Raw genomic sequence first — 16,246 nt, 5'->3', positions numbered from 1 at the left:
CAAAGACAAAAACCATTGCGATCCCAGTAGAGAATTTTGACAATGTCTCGACCGCGGTTACAAAATCCAAACAGATGACCCGAAAAGGGGGCAAGTTCCATCTGATCCTCCACAAGAATCGACAACCCATTGATTGCTTTGCGCATGTCGGTAACACCAACCGCCAGATAAACTCTGATGCCAGGTAGATCCGGAAACATTAGCAACCCTCCAGTGTAGTTATCAATCGGGCAAGAATAGCTGGAGAAAATTCGTCAGCCACCTCAACTTTAAACCGGCCGTTTATCTCGACCTTTAGAAATGACTTCCATTCCTGTGTGTTATGCCGTGTGCTATGCTTGACAACGCTCGCTAAAGGGACAGGAACAAAAGTAAGCCCTGGAGACTCTTGTAGCTCATTTTTTTTCTGCCAGTACCGTAATTGGTGATGGGATAAATTGTGCTGGCGGCTGTACTCAGCGCGACTCAAACCGCTTTGCTGCCAAGCGTTAACATGGGTAAGCCAAATCTTTCTGGCCCTGGCTGGATTCGTTCGACAATTAGGTTGTGCTTCGGTTCGCATGATGTTCCTCCTCGTTAAGTGTGGTGAGTTTTGGGATCATCATGACACGTCTGGCCAAAGATTTTTAGATGGGGTTTAATAAGCGCTTACTTTACTCTGACCCTATTTATTATTACTTTTTCGTTGTGAGATTAATTTTACTCTGACCCTATTTATTACTATTTATTACTATTTATTAAAAAGATATTGAACTACCCCCATGTGTCGACTCTTTGGTAAGATCCTCGTTCCAGACATAGTAGCGAGGGTGGCCAATCACAGAAACATCTTATATTCAACATTCAGGGCCTTACCAAGCCGCTTGGCCAGCTCCTTGCCGATGGAACGCTTGCCGTTCTCCATTTCCGAGATATGCCGTTGGGGTATGCCAGTCATTTCGGCAAGTTGCCGTTGCGTAAGGTTTTCACGGTTACGGTAAGCGCGAAGGGCAATTTGTTGTTCCTTCTCCATGTACTCCGGGAACACCTCAGCGATGGAGTATGTTCGATCATTCCCGGCTTCAACTGTTGCAGCATATTCCTTTATCCTTGGCGCGTTGCTCCGATGGACGCGCAGGCGTAGGGTTATCATCTCCTCATCAATATGGGGCTTTCTCGTGGCTTCCTGCATAAATCACCTCTACAAGTCTAATTTGGCATTTGTCCTCCCGCCATACAGCAACATAGGTGGGATTGCCTTTCTTCAGGTGACAATGGTGTTCGCATCCTGAAAGTTTTGAATAATTGGGCCAGTCTCCCCGCACCGGCCCGGCGGCCTCAATTTCTCGCACCAACTGAAAGAGAATTTCCCGAACCTTGACGGGCAACTTTTCTTTCAGTTTTCGTGCTTGACCTATAAACTTCACTGACCATTTCATAATATACCTATTATTGGTATCAGACAAGGAGTATTCATGCTTGGCCGGTTCATCCTGCCACCTCACGACGCTGAACGGACCGAAAACGAAACAGAACTATTTTATCACTACAGCCCTGGTAGAAAGGGGTAAAGTCCGCTTTTGACTTTTGAGGCCTGAGCAATCGGGCAGACCACGGTTTCGGAACAACAGCAATTAACAAAGTACCCCAAATTTCCGTTTTCAAAGAAATGTTCGGGCCCCGACAAATCGTTTGCCGAAATACGATGACTCCAAACGGGCTTTTTTTATTTTTTTACCGCTTCGTGGTGCATGTATAAAAATCCCATCTCCAGCGTAGACCCCAACATGATTTACCTTACCACTCATATCAGTAGAGAAGAAAACCAGATCTGCAGGTTGCAGATCGTTGATAGAAATCTCCTGACCTTCCATAAATTGCGTCCTTGATGTTCGCGGTAGTACCATACCGTTCAGACTATAAACCACCATGGAAAGCCCGCTACAGTCAAAACCTTCATCGGGAGATGTGCCGCCCCATTTGTAAGGTATTCCAATAAAGCGCTGGGCCGTTTGGATAATATTGTGCCGCACGGCTTCTGAAGATTGGTCATAATTCACTGAATATGACGATGGTGAAACTATGTAATAATCCGTAATCAGCTGTCGATCCAAAAGAGCACGTGCATGATTTTCAGCAAGCTTGACAGATGTAAAGTTACCCATTCTGACCTTATAAAGGGCATCATCGTCAATATAGTAATAGGCCTCAAACCCAGAATCATTGAGGCTTTCTGTTAATCTCAGGGCGTTAGCAAGTTGGCTAAAGGCCCCAAATTGAAGAACATACCCCAGTGCTGGCGCTGTTCTAGTGACAGGAGTTTTGAGCGGAGGGAGTTGGGGTGAAATATCTTCGGAAGTAATCGAACTACAGGATGACTGACCTAAGGCCAGCCACGAAAAAATCAAAACTGTAAAAACTTTATCTACCAAAAACGATATATGAATAATTTTGAACGTTTCTTTTGCCATTGGGAGACTCAAATTAAGTGTCCAAACCTTTAATTTTATGGTAAAGGGTTTGAAGTGATCTACATGAAGTAGTCACATTCTTATTCAATAATTTTAATTGAGCAATATTTTTAGTAAGGGAGATCGTAATGGGTAGAGGCGACAAACGTACAAAAAAGGGTAAAATCTTTAAAAGCAGTAATGGCAACAGCCGTCCTAAGGATAAGAACACAAAAGACACAACCAAGAAATAGCACATCCTTAAACAGTTCAATCTGTGTTGCAATCACCTGTTTTTCCAGAAAACATAGTGCATGTGTGTCAGCTTCAGCTCTTTATTTAAAAAAGACCTATGTGAGTAATTTTCGACCTTCATTAAATCCCCCTCAATCCCTTTGACAGGGGGATTAAGGGGGATTCTCATTCTGAGCTCTGACTGCTTATAGTATGCGTTATAGCGGTTTGAATCAAAATTAGTATGATTTTCTGGTCAGTACTTCGCGGGGTTTAGCCCCGTCAGCAGGTCCAACAATCCCTTCTTTTTCCATGGTTTCAATCATTCTCGCCGCCCGATTATATCCAACTCGTAAGCGCCGCTGAACCATGGAGATTGAGGCCTGGCCGGATTCGCAGACAAACTCTACCGCTTCATCATATTTTTCGTCAAAATCTAAATCACCTTCCTGCCCATTAGCTACATCACCAGGTTCTTCAGCAATTTTCATTACCGTCTCATCGTATTGAACAGCTCTTTGTTTTTTTAGAAACGAAACGACACGATCAATCTCCTTTTCAGAGATATACGCCCCGTGAATCCGCTGCATACGACTGGTACCGGGAGCGGTGAAAAGCATATCACCTTTGCCCAACAGATGTTCGGCCCCGGATTCGTCAAGAATGGTTCGCGAATCAATTTTGGAAGAAACCTTAAAAGACATTCGCGTTGGAAAGTTAGCCTTTATGAGCCCTGTCAACACATCAACCGATGGCCGCTGTGTCGCCAGGATCAGATGCATTCCAGCAGCTCTTGCCATCTGGGCCAGACGTGCTACAGATCCTTCAACATCCTTTGACGCCACCATCATCAAGTCAGCTAACTCATCAATAATTATAACAATCAAGGGGATTTTGATATCGGCAACTTTATTGTAACTGGCTAAATTTTTAACCCGCTGTTCTTCCATCAGCTTATAACGCCGTTCCATCTCCAAAACTGCCCACTGTAGAGCGCGACTAGCCATTTTAGGATCAACAACAACAGGATGCAAGAGGTGAGGAATATCCTCATAATGAGATAACTCTATCCTCTTTGGGTCGATCATCAACAGTCGAACTTCATCCGGCGACGCCTTTAAAAGAAAACTGCAAATAATCGTATTTATACCGACAGATTTACCTGCTCCTGTCGCACCCGCAATAAGTAGATGCGGCATATCGGCCAAATTGGCAAAAACAGGGTTACCAACAACATCTTTACCAAGACCCAGTGTAAGGGCAGACTTGGATTTCAGGAACTTTTCATTGGAAAGAATTTCTCGAAAATATACTAACTGACGGATGGGATTTGGAATTTCTATACCTAGCGCAGCTTTGCCGGGTATAGAGCCGGCGATTCGAACACTTTCGGTTTTAAGACCAAGCGCCAGATCATTTTCCAGAGAAACAATTCTGCTGATCTTAACACCAGGGGCAGGAGAATACTCGTAGGTAGTAACAATTGGCCCCGGAGAAATACCAATGACTTTTCCGTCAATGCCGAAATCTTTAAATTTTGATTCAAGTTTCTCACTGATCTCAAGATAATGTTCACGATCAAACTTGCCGGACGTCTGATCAAGTGGCATATCCAGCAAGGTTACAGTTGGCAATACAAAATCACCCTTAGCAACAGGAAGAAGCGGCTGGAAAGCAACATCGTCATCGGATATATCAAACTTAACAGGTTCATTAAGTTTTGGGGTAATAATCAGTGGGGATTGAGTTGGGCTCTGGACTAGACGATTTTTCGGGGTTACAACTGCCACACTGCTCTGCTCCTGACTACGCGGTGCGGATAACCTTCGAATTAGATTACTGACTACACGAGAAATCATTGCAAAAAATTTGAAAGGTGAAAACTCAAGAGAGGCTATCAAGCACATAACAAGTATGAAAATAAAAACCAGTGCATACCCAACCCGCCCCAGAAAAGGCAGCAGCAAGGAATGGATGTTTTCACCGATAACACCAGCAGCAGAGCCACTTGTGGTGGACAACAGTGTAAATGGAATTTGTGCTGACAACGAGCTGCTTGAGATCATAATTCCGGTTATGCCAAACAGAACAACTGGCAGATTTTTCAACGGGAACTGATAGAAGTAAAACTTTACAGCAAATAAAGTAATCAGAAATATGAGCAGATAGGCACTTATGCCAAACATCCCAAGCAGGACCTGGGCAGTAAAGGCTCCGATACTGCCACCCCAGTTTGAACTAGCAGTTAATGCATCGGGCGTTGAGGGGGTATAACTGAGTAAACTGATAAAAAAGAAGAGCGAGATAAAGACGCCAATAATGGCGATTATTTCTTGGACTTTAGAGGGTGGTTCATTTGCGGTATTATTTTTTGCCATCTCGAATAGCGTCTAAGATACCATTAATAAATGAAGATGACTCATCGGTGCTGAAACGTTTAGCAATTTCAATGGCTTCATTAATAACAACTGAGGCAGGAACTTCTTTTTGAAAAACAAGTTCAAAAATGCCAATCCGTATCAAATTACGATCAACAATTGACATTCGGTCTACACGCCAATTCTTGGCATTACCGGTTATAATAGTGTCAATTTCATCCTGATTAGCACGGATACCAGCCAAGATGGTCGTTGCATAAGGGACTGCCTTCTGCGCCACACGAAAGTTATCAGATATCAATCTGATATCGGCGACATCCAATCCACACATGTCGGCCTGATAAAGAGCTTGCAGTGCAAGCTCCCGAGATTTTCTACGAAGTCCCATTAAATGCTGTCAATCAGGTTAACCATCTCAATGGCGGCAGAGGCGCAATCAGAGCCTTTGTTACCAGCCTTGGTACCGGCTCGTTCAATAGCTTGCTCGACGGTATCTGTAGTCAAAACACCAAAAATAACCGGCAGACCAGAATCCATACCTACCTGAGCAACACCTTTTGCCACTTCACTGGAAACATAGTCAAAATGTGGAGTAGCGCCACGGATAACAGCACCAAGACAAATTATCGCATCATACCGTTTTGTGCCGGCCATTTTCTGAGCTATGAGTGGCATCTCGTAAGCGCCGGGCACACGCGCTATATCGATGTCCTTGTCTATTGTTCCAGAACGTTTCAAGGTGTCAAGGGCTCCTTCAAGAAGCCGTTCTGAAATAAACGAGTTGAAACGTCCGACTATAATGCCAAATTTTTTACCCTTAGATTGTAAACTTCCTTCAAATATTTTCACAGAACTTCCTCCATATTTTTCAAATCAGTACGGTTTAAGCCTTACCCCTTTACCCTTTACCCTTTACCCTTCACCTAAAAACTATCTCCTATAAATCAAGCAAATGGCCTAATTTATCTTTCTTTGTTTGCAAGTATTTTAAATTTTGAGCTGATGGTGCAGTCTGAAGTGAAACTCTGTCAACAACTTCAATTCCATACCCTTCAAGCCCGATAATCTTTTTAGGGTTGTTAGTGATAAGTCGCATCTTGGAAACACCCAGGTCACGCAGAATCTGAGCGCCTATGCCATAATCGCGCAAATCCGCTTTAAAGCCCAATTTTTTATTGGCCTCAACGGTGTCCATCCCCTGATCCTGAAGATCATAGGCCTTAATCTTATTCACCAGACCAATCCCGCGTCCTTCCTGAGCCATATAGAGAACAACACCACAGCCCTCTTTATCAACCATCTCCATGGCTGCCTGTAGTTGACTGCCGCAATCACAACGTGTTGAACTAAAAACATCTCCAGTCAAACACTCGGAATGGACACGTACTAAGACAGATTTATCCCTGGTGATCTTTCCTTTAACCAAAGCAACATGTTCATGAGCATCTACATCATTGGTGTATACTATCGCTTTAAAATCACCGCCATACTTAGTCGGAAGATTCGCTTCAGCTGCACGATGGACCAGCGTGTCCATCCGAATACGATAGGCGACCAAATCTGCAATTGTGGCAATTTTCAAATTATGCTCTTTGGCAAAAACCTTCAAATCGTCCATTCTGGCCATAGTGCCATCGTCTTTCATTATCTCACAGATAACCGCAGAAGGACGTAAGCCAGCCAATCGAGAAAGATCAACAGAGCCCTCGGTTTGACCCGTTCGAACTAAAACGCCACCGGTGCGGGCTCGAAGAGGAAAAACATGACCAGGACTGACAATATCATCAGCAGTCACATCAAGACGTGCTGCCACTTGGATAGTGCGGGCTCTATCTGCGGCCGATATACCGGTTGAAACGCCAGTACGAGCTTCAATACTGACCGTGAACGCTGTTTCATAGGGTGACTTATTCTGCTGAACCATCATAGGCAGTTGCAGACGGTCGATCTGATCAGGTGTCATTGTCATGCAGATCAAGCCACGACCATGGGTAGCCATAAAATTAACGGCATCAGGTGTTACCATCTGTGCAGCCATGCATAAATCACCCTCATTCTCGCGATCTTCATCATCAACAAGAATGATCATTTTCCCGGAACGTATCTCCTCAATCGCTTCTTCAATCGTACTAACAGTCATTTATTTCACCATTTATTTACTTTAAAAATCCATTCTCAGCCAAAAAAGATACATCAATTTTTGATCGCTCGTGCTCATCAGAAGTATGGAGCACCAATTTCTCGACATATTTCCCGATAATATCAACCTCAAGATTGACCACGGATCCAGCACCGATGGTGCCCAGCATGGTAACCTCAAGGGTATGCGGTATGATTGAAACAGAAAACTGACGGCTTGCACACGAATTAACCGTTAAACTTATGCCATCAATTGTTATGGAACCCTTACTGATTATATACTTCCCCAGTCCGTCCGGGATACTGAATGTAAAAATCGTAAAGTTACCCAGCTTCTCTCGTGAAATAACTTTACTGACAGCATCAACGTGACCACTGACAATATGGCCACCCAAGCGATCACTTAATCGTAAGGCACGCTCAAGATTCACGCCGCTGCCGACGGTTAAAGAACCTAAATTGGTTCGCGCCAGAGATTCAGGTGAAACATCAGCGTAAAACCGTTTTTTTGTGATATTCTTTGCTGTTAAGCAAACGCCATTGATGGCGATACTTTCACCTTCCAGAGGATCATTTAGATCAAAATCAGCTTCAAGTCCAAAAACGAGACCACCCCCGGACGGTCTTGTCTCAAACAACTTTCCTTTACCTTGTATAATTCCTGTAAACATATGAATGTATTCTACTCAAATAAACCTTCGATTAGCACATCATTGTCAAACTGTTTCGTAGATACCTGCACAAGCCTGGGGAATGTACCATTTCCCCCCCGGACCTTACCGCCCACTAAAGAAACCCCCTGATCGCCAACAAAAATAGGACCATAAAAAAGCATCGCCTGATCGGCGAGATGGTTACGAATAAAAGAGGCATGAATCTGCCCTCCACCTTCAACGAGGATACTGGTCACCTGTCTTTGAGCGAGTGCGCTTAATACCACTTCCAAGTTAATTTGTCCATCAATGCCTCTAACAGTTCGCTCAATATCGGCATTAACACCTGAAAAGGGTTTAAGCTGGTCATCTGTCACATGTTCACCACAAAAAACGATGGTTTTGGCCGCGGATTTCTGGTTAAGCAATTTTGATTCGGGCGGCAACCGAAGATGAGAGTCAAGAACAACGCGTATTGGATCTTGTGTAGATTTTCCTGAAATTCTACAGGTGAGCGCAGGGTCATCTGCCAAAGCCGTACCAACACCTATTAAAATTGCATCAACCTGATCACGAACCTGATGGACATAGGCCCGCGAACTTTCACTGGTAATCCAGAGCTGTTCAGCACTTGATGATGCAATTTTACCGTCCAATGAAACTCCAGCCTTAACGATAACCCACGGTTTTTTTTGAGTTATCCACTTAACAAACGGTCTATTTATTCTCTGGCACTCTTCTTCGAGCACACCGCAGGTTACCTGGAGCCCATTTTGAGTTAAAAATAAGTTTCCGCCTCCAGCAACAGAGGGGTTTGGGTCAGGCATACCGACAACAACCCGCCTCAGACCATTTTTGAGTATAGCTTCTGTACAGGGGCCTGTTCTACCGTGATGATTACATGGCTCCAAAGTAACGTAAATTGTGGCTCCATGCGCTTTTGGCCCCGCCTCAGCCAAGGCATTAATCTCGGCATGGGCTGTGCCAGCTTTTTTATGATATCCACGACCAACAACTCTGCCGTTGTTCACAACCACAGCGCCGACCAGTGGGTTTGGTGATGTCCTCCCCGCAGCTTTGACCGCCTCATCCAAGGCTAATTTCATGTACTTCAGATCTTCAGAGTTATGATTTTCCATTAGCCCCAAGCATATTTTTGAGTTCATCCATAAACTCACTAAGATCTTTAAATTGTCGATATACAGACGCGAAACGAACATAGGCAACATCGTCGATTTCACGTAAGCCATCCATTACTTTTTCGCCAACCAAAGTAATAGGAATTTCACGTTCACCCATATCCTGTAGATTTCTTTCAAGGGCATCGGCAAACTCTTCAATCTGAGCCATAGATACAGGCCGTTTTTCACAAGCTTTCTTAAGCCCTTCAACAACTTTATGCCGTTCCCAAGGCTCACGACGGCCATCCTTCTTTATCAACATGGGCATAGTGACTTCAAGTCGCTCATAGGTCGTAAAACGCCTTTCACAGGATTCGCACAAGCGTCGTCGACGCGTAATTGTATTATCTTTGTTTAAACGAGAATCAACAACTCGATTATCAAGAAGGCCGCAATATGGACATTTCATAAGTTCACCCTATTTATAGACAGTACAGAATATAAGATTACTTTGTATAGATCAGATGCATTTTGCATCGTGCTACTATAATAAGCTTAGACTTAAAGGCAAAAGAAAAGTTCAACACTGTAAGTCAAAATCAGATAAGAAATAAAACATTTATTACTGAGGCTGGATAGAAGATGAACAGCTGAACGACAAGGGGAAGGAAAAAAAGCTAGATTTGATTGAGTGGGATTCCTGCCTCAGACATCATTAGAGAGGTCAATTCATCTGGATAGCCTTCTTTGTAGTAAACTTTTTCAAGTTGAATATTTATCAACATCTTGGTGCAGATTGAACACGGCAGGTTTGTGCAATAGAGCGTTGCACCTTCAACACTGAAACCATGAAGGGCAGCCTGAATTATTGCATTTTGTTCGGCATGAAGACCTCGGCAGAGTTCATGCCGTTCGCCGGAAGGAATACCTTTCTGTTCACGAAGACATCCAACATCCAGGCAATGCCGAATTTTTGATGGTGCTCCGTTGTACCCTGTAGCAACAATACGTTTATCACGAACTAAAATAGCCCCTACTTTCCGACGAGTACAGGTCGAACGTTGAGCAACAAGCTCGGTAATCCCCATAAAATAGTCATCCCACGATGGTCGTATATGAACAAGTTTTGATGACATAGTAAATCGAGAACTCAGTATAGAGGTGTACTAAGAAATGTTGGGGTCACATTCTAAAAAAGACTACTGTTTTCGCAAGTGGGGATAGAGTGGATAGTGGTCACACAGTGCACGAACCTCATCTCTAAGTTGAGACAACACTTCTGCCTTAGTCGTGTTCTCAATCGCACGATTAATCCAATCGCCAATTTTTCTCATTTCAGGTTCTTTTAAACCACGAGTTGTCACGGCCGCAGTTCCGATTCGAATACCACCAGTAACAAATCGACTTTGGGTATCAAAAGGAATGGCGTTTTTATTGACCGTTAAGCCAGCACTTTCAAGGGCCTCCTCCGCATCCTTTCCAGTGATCTTCTTCGGTGACAAATCAACGAGCATAAGATGATTGTCAGTACCCCCGGAGACAAGCCGAAAACCGAAGCCAGTCAGGCTTTCGGCCAAAGTTCGGGCATTTTTCACAACCTGTTCCTGATACTGGCGATACTCAGCAGTCATAGCCTCTTTAAAGCTAACGGCTTTAGCGGCAATAACATGAACCAGAGGTCCACCCTGAATACCAGGGAATATTTTACTGTTTAATTTCTGCCCATACTCATCTTTAGCCAGGATCAAACCACCACGAGGACCACGCAAGGTTTTGTGAGTAGTTGTAGTAACAAAATCAGCATATGGAACCGGTGAAGGATGTTGGTCTGCCGCAACAAGGCCGGCAATATGAGCCATATCGACCATAAAGAGCGCGCCGACCGTATCGGCAATTGTACGAAAACCCTGCCAATCGATAATGCGAGGGTATGCACTAGCACCAGCAACAATCATTTTCGGCTTTTCTTGAACAGCAATACGTTCAACTTCAGCCATATCAATTTGCTCAGTTTCCTTGCTGACACCATAAGAAACAAAATTAAAGAGCTGTCCTGAGAAGTTCACCCCACTACCATGGGTTAAATGTCCACCATGGGCAAGATCCATCCCCAAAACTTTATCACCGGGAGATAACACAGAAAAATAAACAGCCATATTAGCCTGACTGCCTGAATGGGGCTGAACATTTGCGTATTCAGCCTTAAATATCTTCAGTGCTCGCTCACGGGCAAGGGTCTCTATCTGATCAGCATATTCGCAACCACCATAGTAGCGTTTACCTGGATACCCTTCGGCATATTTATTGGTAAATATAGAACCCTGAGCCTCTAGCACAGCCTGACTGACAATATTTTCAGAGGCAATAAGCTCTAGTTGATTGGCCTGTCGACCAAGTTCGTGCTCAATTGAACGGAAAACTTCTGGATCTTCTTTACTTAAACAAGACACAATAAACGCCTTTTATTAGATTTTAATGATTACAAATTTTAATTACTGGATTACGAGATCTGACAACCGGCAGCGAACTTATCCAGACGTCGCTGGTGACGATCACCGCCAAATTGGGTGTGTAACCACGTTCTAACAATTTCAAGTGCCAGTCCCGGTCCGACGACTCTGGCACCAAGACATAGCACATTAGAGTTATTATGTTCTCGACTCATTTGGGCTGTAAACTGTTCATGGCACAAAGTGGCGCGAATACCATTAAATCGATTAGCTGCAATTGACATCCCAATCCCGGTGCCACAAATAAGTACACCTCGATCCGCATCACCCTTGAGCACCGCTTGACAAACTGCATTTGCAAAGTCGGGATAGTCAACAGATGCAGTCGAATTGCAACCTACATCAACGACTTCACACTGTTCCAGAACAAGGAGATCAACGATGGATTCTTTCAGAACATAACCGCCATGATCACAGCCAATAGCAATTTTCACTTTTAATTCTCGTAACGTTTCATAATTAAAACGGCATTCGTACCACCGAAACCAAATGAGTTTGACATCGCGGCCCGAATGTTCATTTTACGGGCCGAATTGGGCACATAATCAAGATCACATTCATCACTAGGATTTTCCAAGTTCATGGTTGGAGGCGCTATCTGTTCAGAAATAGAGAGTGCTGTAAAAACAGACTCAATACCACCAGCGCCACCAAGCAGGTGGCCCGTCATAGATTTTGTGGAGCTAATAGCAAGTTTCAAGGCGTGATCGCCAAAGACAGTTTTAATAGCACGAGTCTCACAGAGATCGTTTAAAGGAGTTGAAGTCCCATGGGCATTAACATAATCAATATCCTCAGGAGTCATCCCCGCACTGTTCAAAGCCATCTGCATACACCGAGCAGCTCCCTCACCATCATCGGGCGGTGCAGCCATATGATATCCATCTCCGGACATTCCATAGCCGACAACCTCAGCATAAATCTTAGCATTTCGAGCCTGTGCGTGTTCCAAAGATTCAAGCAGAAGCGCCCCCCCGCCTTCACCGATAATGAAACCGCTTCTATCTCTATCAAAAGGTCGGGATGCAGTGTGCGGGGAATCATTCTCCTTGGACAGAGCCTTCATCGAATTAAAACCACCGACAGCCATGGGGCAGATCACTGACTCACTGCCACCAGTAAAGGCAACATCACAATCACCCAACAGTATTGACCGATAGGCTTCGCCAACAGCATGTGTACCAGCGGCACAGGCAGTTGAAAGCGACAGGTTCGGACCTTTTGTTTTCAAAATAATCGATACTTGACCTGCACCCATGTTAGGAATAACCATTGGGATAAAAAAAGGAGTAATTCTTTTAGGTCCCCTTTCAAGCATTACCTGATGATAGTGTTCAATGGTGGGCAGACCACCTAAACCGCAACCAAATATAGAGCCAACTCGGTGGGCATTTTCATCAGTAATCAAAAAGCCAGAGTCATCCAAGGCCATTTTTGAAGCAGCAACAGCATACTGGACAAAGAGCTCAAGATGTTTAGCTGTCTTACTGTCGATAAAATCTTCTACCTGAAAATCCTTGACCTCGGCAGCAATTTTAACTGCATAGTCAGTTGTATCAAATCGGGTGATTTTATCTATGCCACTCTTGCCTGCACATAAATTATCCCAGGTTTTCTTTACACCTGTACCTAACGGAGTAACAAGGCCAAGACCTGTAACAACGACTCTTCTAGCCACAACTCAGCTCCTATTAGACAGACTGAATATGCTCAATTGCACTTTTTACAGTAGTGATCTTTTCTGCTACTTCATCAGCTATTTCAATATCAAAAGCTTCTTCCATCGCCATAATAAGCTCAACCAAATCAAGTGAATCAGCACCAAGATCATCGACAAAAGAGGCTCCAGGAACGACCTTTGCTTTATCTACACTCAGCTGCTCAGCAATGATTTCTATAAGTTTATCTTCTACAGACATGTTTTTTCTCCTTTTTATCTATTTTTTTTGCTACACAAAATTATTCATTATTCTAAAATGTTTATCTACGTGAAACGCTCACGCTTCAGCACTTAAATCTTTCACAAATTCACATATACATTCCGCCATTTACGTGAATGAATTGTCCGGTTATGTATGAGGCATCCTCCGAAGCAAGAAATGCAACTGCGGCAGCCACATCATCAGCTTGACCTAATCTTGAGAGTGGAATTTCACTCAATATTTTATTGGTTACTTCTTCTGAAAGTCCATCAGTCATTTCAGTTTCTATATAACCTGGGGCTACGCCATTTACAGTAATACCGCGAGAGGATAACTCCCGAGCCACAGATTTGGTCAACCCGACCAGACCTGCTTTTGCTGAAGCATAGTTAACCTGTCCGGCATTACCAGCAAAACCAATAACTGAGGCTATATTAATTATTCGGCCCCAGCGTGATTTCATCATTGGCCTGGAAACCGCCTTGATACAGTTAAATGAACCTTTAAGGTTTGTATCAAGAACAGCATCCCAAGCATCTTCCTTCATCATTGCAAGCAAACCGTCACGGGTAATCCCGGCATTATTAACGAGTATGTCAATAGAGCCTTCCTGCTTAATACAATTTTTAATGGCCGACTGGACTGCGTCAAAATCAGCAACATCAAACTGAACAGCACCAGCTTGACCGCCATTTTCAGTAATCTGCTTAACGGTTGCAAGCGCCGCATCAGGGCGACTCACATAATTAATTAACACCTTAGCCCCCAATCTGGCAAGTCTAAGACTTACTGCCTGTCCTATCCCACGACCTCCACCTGTAACCAAAGCGATTTTACCTGCAATTGTCATAAACGTTTACAACCCTTTTCGTTCTTTAAAGGCATCAATTAATTTGGGCAGAACTTCGAAAAGATCACCGACTATTCCATAGGTTGCAATATCAAAAATCGGTGCATCGGGGTCTTTATTGATTGCAACAATAGTATCGGCAGACTGCATGCCGACCATATGCTGAATTGCACCGGAGATACCACAGCAGATATAAAGTTTCGGTGCCACAGTTTTACCGGTTTGTCCAACCTGGTGCGGATAGCCAATCCAACCTGAATCAACAGCCGCACGCGACGCAGCAACAGCGCCACCAAGAGTTGAGGCTAATTCGCGAACCAAGGCAAAACCTTTCTCGTTCTCCATCCCGCGCCCACCGGCAACGACGATATCAGCTTCATTAAGTTTGACTGCATCCTCAACTGCAATAACAGTCTCCAGAACTTTCACTCGATCAGCCAGACGCATAGCACCCGGCTCAACGGTTATAATTTTTCCCTGCCTGCTGCTGTCGGGCTCACAGGCAGTCATAACCATCGGCCTGACTGTCGCCATCTGCGGCCTTGTGTCCGGGCAGACGATAGTTGCCATAATATTACCACCAAAGGCAGGCCTGGTCTGCAAGAGAGTTCCGTCTTCAACACGTATGGACAAATCGGTACAGTCTGCAGTAAGCCCAGCGCCAACAGCTGTTGCAACTTTTGGTATAAATGATCGTCCAATTGCGGTTGCACCGGCAAGAACTATTTCGGGTTTATACTGACCTATCAAATCTTCCAACAGGTTAGCATACGACTCATCGGTAAAATGTTCAAGGTTCGGGGAATCAGCCACATATACAGTATCGGCGCCGAAGGCAATAAGCTCCTGAGCTGCACTCTCTAAATTATGCCCAAATAGAACTGCAGACAATGACACCTCTTTTTGGCCAGCTATCTGGCGTCCAACACCAAGGAGCTCAAAAGAGACGGGAGCCACCGAGCCATTTCGATATTCGGCATAAACCCATACCCCAGAATACTCGTCAATATTAGCCTGTCTGTTATCTGAAGTTTTTTCTATGCAGAGTGCCTCTACAGCGCAATTATCTACACATGTACCACAAAGAGTACATTTTTCATTAACGACAGCGCTAGCATCAACCATCTCTATGGCACCAAATGCGCAACTATCAACGCAGACACCGCAACCTATACATAGTTCTTTATCAATTTTAAGCATCGATTTCTCTTAGAGTAATGCCTCAATTTTTCCAACCAATTGGCCAACCTGCTCTTCAACTGTACCTTGAAGAATAGTTCGATTGCCTTTCGGTTCAGGTGCAAAAACCCGTGAAACCTGAGTTGGTGATCCGTTTAAACCTAAAAACCTTGGATCTGCACCGATATCAGTTGCATTCAGAACAGTTATTGTGGCCTTCTTGGCCTTCATTTTACCTTTTAAAGAAGGAATTCGCGGCGTGTTAATCTCCTTAACCACCGTCAAAAGAGCAGGCAAAGGAATAGCAATTTCATCATAGCCATCATCCATCATTCGCTGAAGATAGATGATATTTTCCTTACATTCATGAATCTTTTTGACATATGAAGCGTATGGATAGTCCAGTCTATGGGCAAGTCCGGGTCCGACCTGGGCAGTATCGCCGTCTATCGCCTGTTTGCCGCACAGAACTAAATCAAAGCCGCCAATTTTGGCAATTGCCATCGCCAGGGTATAGGTGGTGGCCCAGGTGTCCGAACCAGCAAAAGCCCTGTCCGAAACAAGATAGCCTTCATCTGCACCACAGGAAATTGCTTCACGAAGCATCTCCTCAGCCTGAGGAGGCCCCATACTGAGAACAGCTACAGTGCCGCCATATTGCTCCTTGAGTTTAACACCCTCCTCAAGCGCATGACGGTCAAAGGGATTCATTATGCTTTTAACCCCTTCTCTACTCAATGTATTAGTAACTGGGTCCAAACGTACATTTTTGGCATCCGGTACCTGTTTAATACAAACTACAATTCTCATTTAATGCCCTAACAGTAATTT

At 44.1% G+C, this 16,246-nt stretch carries 21 protein-coding genes; 1 reads left to right on the top strand and 20 read right to left on the bottom strand.

Annotated features, from left to right (window positions below):
* The 5 genes from tnpB to HQK80_06060 all read right to left on the bottom strand — a co-directional run.
* Positions 1 to 200, bottom strand: a 200-nt coding sequence (gene tnpB / locus HQK80_06080) for an IS66 family insertion sequence element accessory protein TnpB (protein ID MBF0221782.1), incomplete at its 3' end; no start/stop codon positions are given.
* Positions 200 to 562: a hypothetical protein gene (locus HQK80_06075; GenBank protein ID MBF0221781.1), complete on the bottom strand. Its 363-nt coding sequence runs from the start codon at positions 560 to 562 to the stop codon at positions 200 to 202. The genes tnpB and HQK80_06075, both read right to left, overlap by 1 nt.
* Before the next feature lie 255 nt (positions 563 to 817).
* Positions 818 to 1,171: a helix-turn-helix transcriptional regulator gene (locus HQK80_06070; protein MBF0221780.1), complete on the bottom strand. Its 354-nt coding sequence runs from the start codon at positions 1,169 to 1,171 to the stop codon at positions 818 to 820.
* Complete coding sequence (locus HQK80_06065) at positions 1,140 to 1,418, bottom strand: cytotoxic translational repressor of toxin-antitoxin stability system (protein ID MBF0221779.1); 279 nt, start codon at positions 1,416 to 1,418, stop codon at positions 1,140 to 1,142. Before HQK80_06065 ends, HQK80_06070 begins: the two co-directional genes overlap by 32 nt.
* A gap of 222 nt (positions 1,419 to 1,640) precedes the next feature.
* Complete coding sequence (locus tag HQK80_06060; GenBank protein MBF0221778.1) at positions 1,641 to 2,450, bottom strand: C40 family peptidase; 810 nt, start codon at positions 2,448 to 2,450, stop codon at positions 1,641 to 1,643.
* A 128-nt stretch (positions 2,451 to 2,578) separates the two neighbouring features.
* Here HQK80_06060 and HQK80_06055 point away from each other — a divergent pair, with 128 nt between their 5' ends.
* Positions 2,579 to 2,683 (top strand): 30S ribosomal protein THX, encoded by a 105-nt coding sequence (locus HQK80_06055; protein MBF0221777.1) that lies wholly within the window; start codon positions 2,579 to 2,581, stop codon positions 2,681 to 2,683.
* Between the two features lie 219 nt (positions 2,684 to 2,902).
* On the opposite strand, the gene HQK80_06050 is transcribed toward HQK80_06055, so the two are convergent.
* The 15 genes from HQK80_06050 to HQK80_05980 all read right to left on the bottom strand — a co-directional run bounded on the left by HQK80_06050 (position 2,903) and on the right by HQK80_05980 (position 16,225).
* The gene (locus HQK80_06050; protein ID MBF0221776.1) at positions 2,903 to 5,041 is read right to left on the bottom strand and encodes a DNA translocase FtsK 4TM domain-containing protein; all 2,139 of its coding nucleotides are present in this window, start codon (positions 5,039 to 5,041) and stop codon (positions 2,903 to 2,905) included.
* Complete coding sequence (gene nusB / locus HQK80_06045) at positions 5,028 to 5,429, bottom strand: transcription antitermination factor NusB (protein MBF0221775.1); 402 nt, start codon at positions 5,427 to 5,429, stop codon at positions 5,028 to 5,030. Before nusB ends, HQK80_06050 begins: the two co-directional genes overlap by 14 nt.
* Positions 5,429 to 5,890 (bottom strand): 6,7-dimethyl-8-ribityllumazine synthase, encoded by a 462-nt coding sequence (locus HQK80_06040; GenBank protein ID MBF0221774.1) that lies wholly within the window; start codon positions 5,888 to 5,890, stop codon positions 5,429 to 5,431. The genes nusB and HQK80_06040 overlap by 1 nt, the downstream gene beginning before the upstream one ends.
* Positions 5,891 to 5,978: 88 nt before the next feature.
* Positions 5,979 to 7,181: a bifunctional 3,4-dihydroxy-2-butanone-4-phosphate synthase/GTP cyclohydrolase II gene (locus HQK80_06035; GenBank protein ID MBF0221773.1), complete on the bottom strand. Its 1,203-nt coding sequence runs from the start codon at positions 7,179 to 7,181 to the stop codon at positions 5,979 to 5,981.
* A gap of 16 nt (positions 7,182 to 7,197) precedes the next feature.
* Positions 7,198 to 7,851 (bottom strand): riboflavin synthase, encoded by a 654-nt coding sequence (locus tag HQK80_06030; GenBank protein ID MBF0221772.1) that lies wholly within the window; start codon positions 7,849 to 7,851, stop codon positions 7,198 to 7,200.
* Positions 7,852 to 7,862: 11 nt separating this feature from the next.
* Positions 7,863 to 8,972 (bottom strand): bifunctional diaminohydroxyphosphoribosylaminopyrimidine deaminase/5-amino-6-(5-phosphoribosylamino)uracil reductase RibD, encoded by a 1,110-nt coding sequence (gene ribD / locus HQK80_06025; protein ID MBF0221771.1) that lies wholly within the window; start codon positions 8,970 to 8,972, stop codon positions 7,863 to 7,865.
* Positions 8,959 to 9,423: a transcriptional repressor NrdR gene (gene nrdR / locus HQK80_06020; GenBank protein ID MBF0221770.1), complete on the bottom strand. Its 465-nt coding sequence runs from the start codon at positions 9,421 to 9,423 to the stop codon at positions 8,959 to 8,961. Before nrdR ends, ribD begins: the two co-directional genes overlap by 14 nt.
* 208 nt (positions 9,424 to 9,631) lie before the next feature.
* Positions 9,632 to 10,090 carry a cytidine/deoxycytidylate deaminase family protein gene (locus HQK80_06015; GenBank protein MBF0221769.1) on the bottom strand — a complete coding sequence of 153 codons (459 nt, stop codon included), beginning with the start codon at positions 10,088 to 10,090 and terminating at the stop codon, positions 9,632 to 9,634.
* A gap of 63 nt (positions 10,091 to 10,153) precedes the next feature.
* The gene (locus tag HQK80_06010; protein MBF0221768.1) at positions 10,154 to 11,404 is read right to left on the bottom strand and encodes a serine hydroxymethyltransferase; all 1,251 of its coding nucleotides are present in this window, start codon (positions 11,402 to 11,404) and stop codon (positions 10,154 to 10,156) included.
* A gap of 50 nt (positions 11,405 to 11,454) precedes the next feature.
* The gene (gene rpiB, locus HQK80_06005) at positions 11,455 to 11,898 is read right to left on the bottom strand and encodes a ribose 5-phosphate isomerase B (protein ID MBF0221767.1); all 444 of its coding nucleotides are present in this window, start codon (positions 11,896 to 11,898) and stop codon (positions 11,455 to 11,457) included.
* 2 nt (positions 11,899 to 11,900) lie between these two features.
* Positions 11,901 to 13,142 carry a beta-ketoacyl-ACP synthase II gene (gene fabF, locus HQK80_06000; protein MBF0221766.1) on the bottom strand — a complete coding sequence of 414 codons (1,242 nt, stop codon included), beginning with the start codon at positions 13,140 to 13,142 and terminating at the stop codon, positions 11,901 to 11,903.
* Positions 13,143 to 13,155: 13 nt separating this feature from the next.
* On the bottom strand, positions 13,156 to 13,383 hold the full coding sequence (gene acpP / locus HQK80_05995) for an acyl carrier protein (GenBank protein MBF0221765.1): 228 nt from the start codon (positions 13,381 to 13,383) through the stop codon (positions 13,156 to 13,158).
* Between the two features lie 109 nt (positions 13,384 to 13,492).
* Positions 13,493 to 14,236 (bottom strand): 3-oxoacyl-[acyl-carrier-protein] reductase, encoded by a 744-nt coding sequence (fabG, locus tag HQK80_05990; protein MBF0221764.1) that lies wholly within the window; start codon positions 14,234 to 14,236, stop codon positions 13,493 to 13,495.
* A 6-nt stretch (positions 14,237 to 14,242) separates the two neighbouring features.
* The gene (locus tag HQK80_05985; GenBank protein ID MBF0221763.1) at positions 14,243 to 15,436 is read right to left on the bottom strand and encodes an electron transfer flavoprotein subunit alpha; all 1,194 of its coding nucleotides are present in this window, start codon (positions 15,434 to 15,436) and stop codon (positions 14,243 to 14,245) included.
* Positions 15,437 to 15,445: 9 nt separating this feature from the next.
* Entirely contained in the window at positions 15,446 to 16,225 is a 780-nt protein-coding gene (locus tag HQK80_05980; GenBank protein MBF0221762.1) for an electron transfer flavoprotein subunit beta/FixA family protein, read from the bottom strand.
* Positions 16,226 to 16,246: the final 21 nt, after the last annotated feature.

Source organism: Desulfobulbaceae bacterium (genome assembly GCA_015231515.1).
GTDB lineage: Bacteria > Desulfobacterota > Desulfobulbia > Desulfobulbales > VMSU01 > JADGBM01.
This window is presented reverse-complemented; position numbering and strand designations above follow the sequence as displayed.

Coding starts and splice junctions, on each gene's coding strand:
- HQK80_06060 (MBF0221778.1), bottom strand. CDS start 2,450: ATGGCAAAAGAAACGTTCAAAATTATTCATATATCGTTTTTGGTAGAT.
- ribD (MBF0221771.1), bottom strand. CDS start 8,972: ATGGAAAATCATAACTCTGAAGATCTGAAGTACATGAAATTAGCCTTG.
- fabG (MBF0221764.1), bottom strand. CDS start 14,236: ATGACAATTGCAGGTAAAATCGCTTTGGTTACAGGTGGAGGTCGTGGG.
- HQK80_06055 (MBF0221777.1), top strand. CDS start 2,579: ATGGGTAGAGGCGACAAACGTACAAAAAAGGGTAAAATCTTTAAAAGC.
- HQK80_06035 (MBF0221773.1), bottom strand. CDS start 7,181: ATGACTGTTAGTACGATTGAAGAAGCGATTGAGGAGATACGTTCCGGG.
- HQK80_05985 (MBF0221763.1), bottom strand. CDS start 15,436: ATGCTTAAAATTGATAAAGAACTATGTATAGGTTGCGGTGTCTGCGTT.
- nusB (MBF0221775.1), bottom strand. CDS start 5,429: ATGGGACTTCGTAGAAAATCTCGGGAGCTTGCACTGCAAGCTCTTTAT.
- HQK80_06075 (MBF0221781.1), bottom strand. CDS start 562: ATGCGAACCGAAGCACAACCTAATTGTCGAACGAATCCAGCCAGGGCC.
- HQK80_06050 (MBF0221776.1), bottom strand. CDS start 5,041: ATGGCAAAAAATAATACCGCAAATGAACCACCCTCTAAAGTCCAAGAA.
- HQK80_06070 (MBF0221780.1), bottom strand. CDS start 1,171: ATGCAGGAAGCCACGAGAAAGCCCCATATTGATGAGGAGATGATAACC.
- acpP (MBF0221765.1), bottom strand. CDS start 13,383: ATGTCTGTAGAAGATAAACTTATAGAAATCATTGCTGAGCAGCTGAGT.
- nrdR (MBF0221770.1), bottom strand. CDS start 9,423: ATGAAATGTCCATATTGCGGCCTTCTTGATAATCGAGTTGTTGATTCT.
- HQK80_06030 (MBF0221772.1), bottom strand. CDS start 7,851: ATGTTTACAGGAATTATACAAGGTAAAGGAAAGTTGTTTGAGACAAGA.
- HQK80_06015 (MBF0221769.1), bottom strand. CDS start 10,090: ATGTCATCAAAACTTGTTCATATACGACCATCGTGGGATGACTATTTT.
- HQK80_05980 (MBF0221762.1), bottom strand. CDS start 16,225: ATGAGAATTGTAGTTTGTATTAAACAGGTACCGGATGCCAAAAATGTA.
- HQK80_06065 (MBF0221779.1), bottom strand. CDS start 1,418: ATGAAATGGTCAGTGAAGTTTATAGGTCAAGCACGAAAACTGAAAGAA.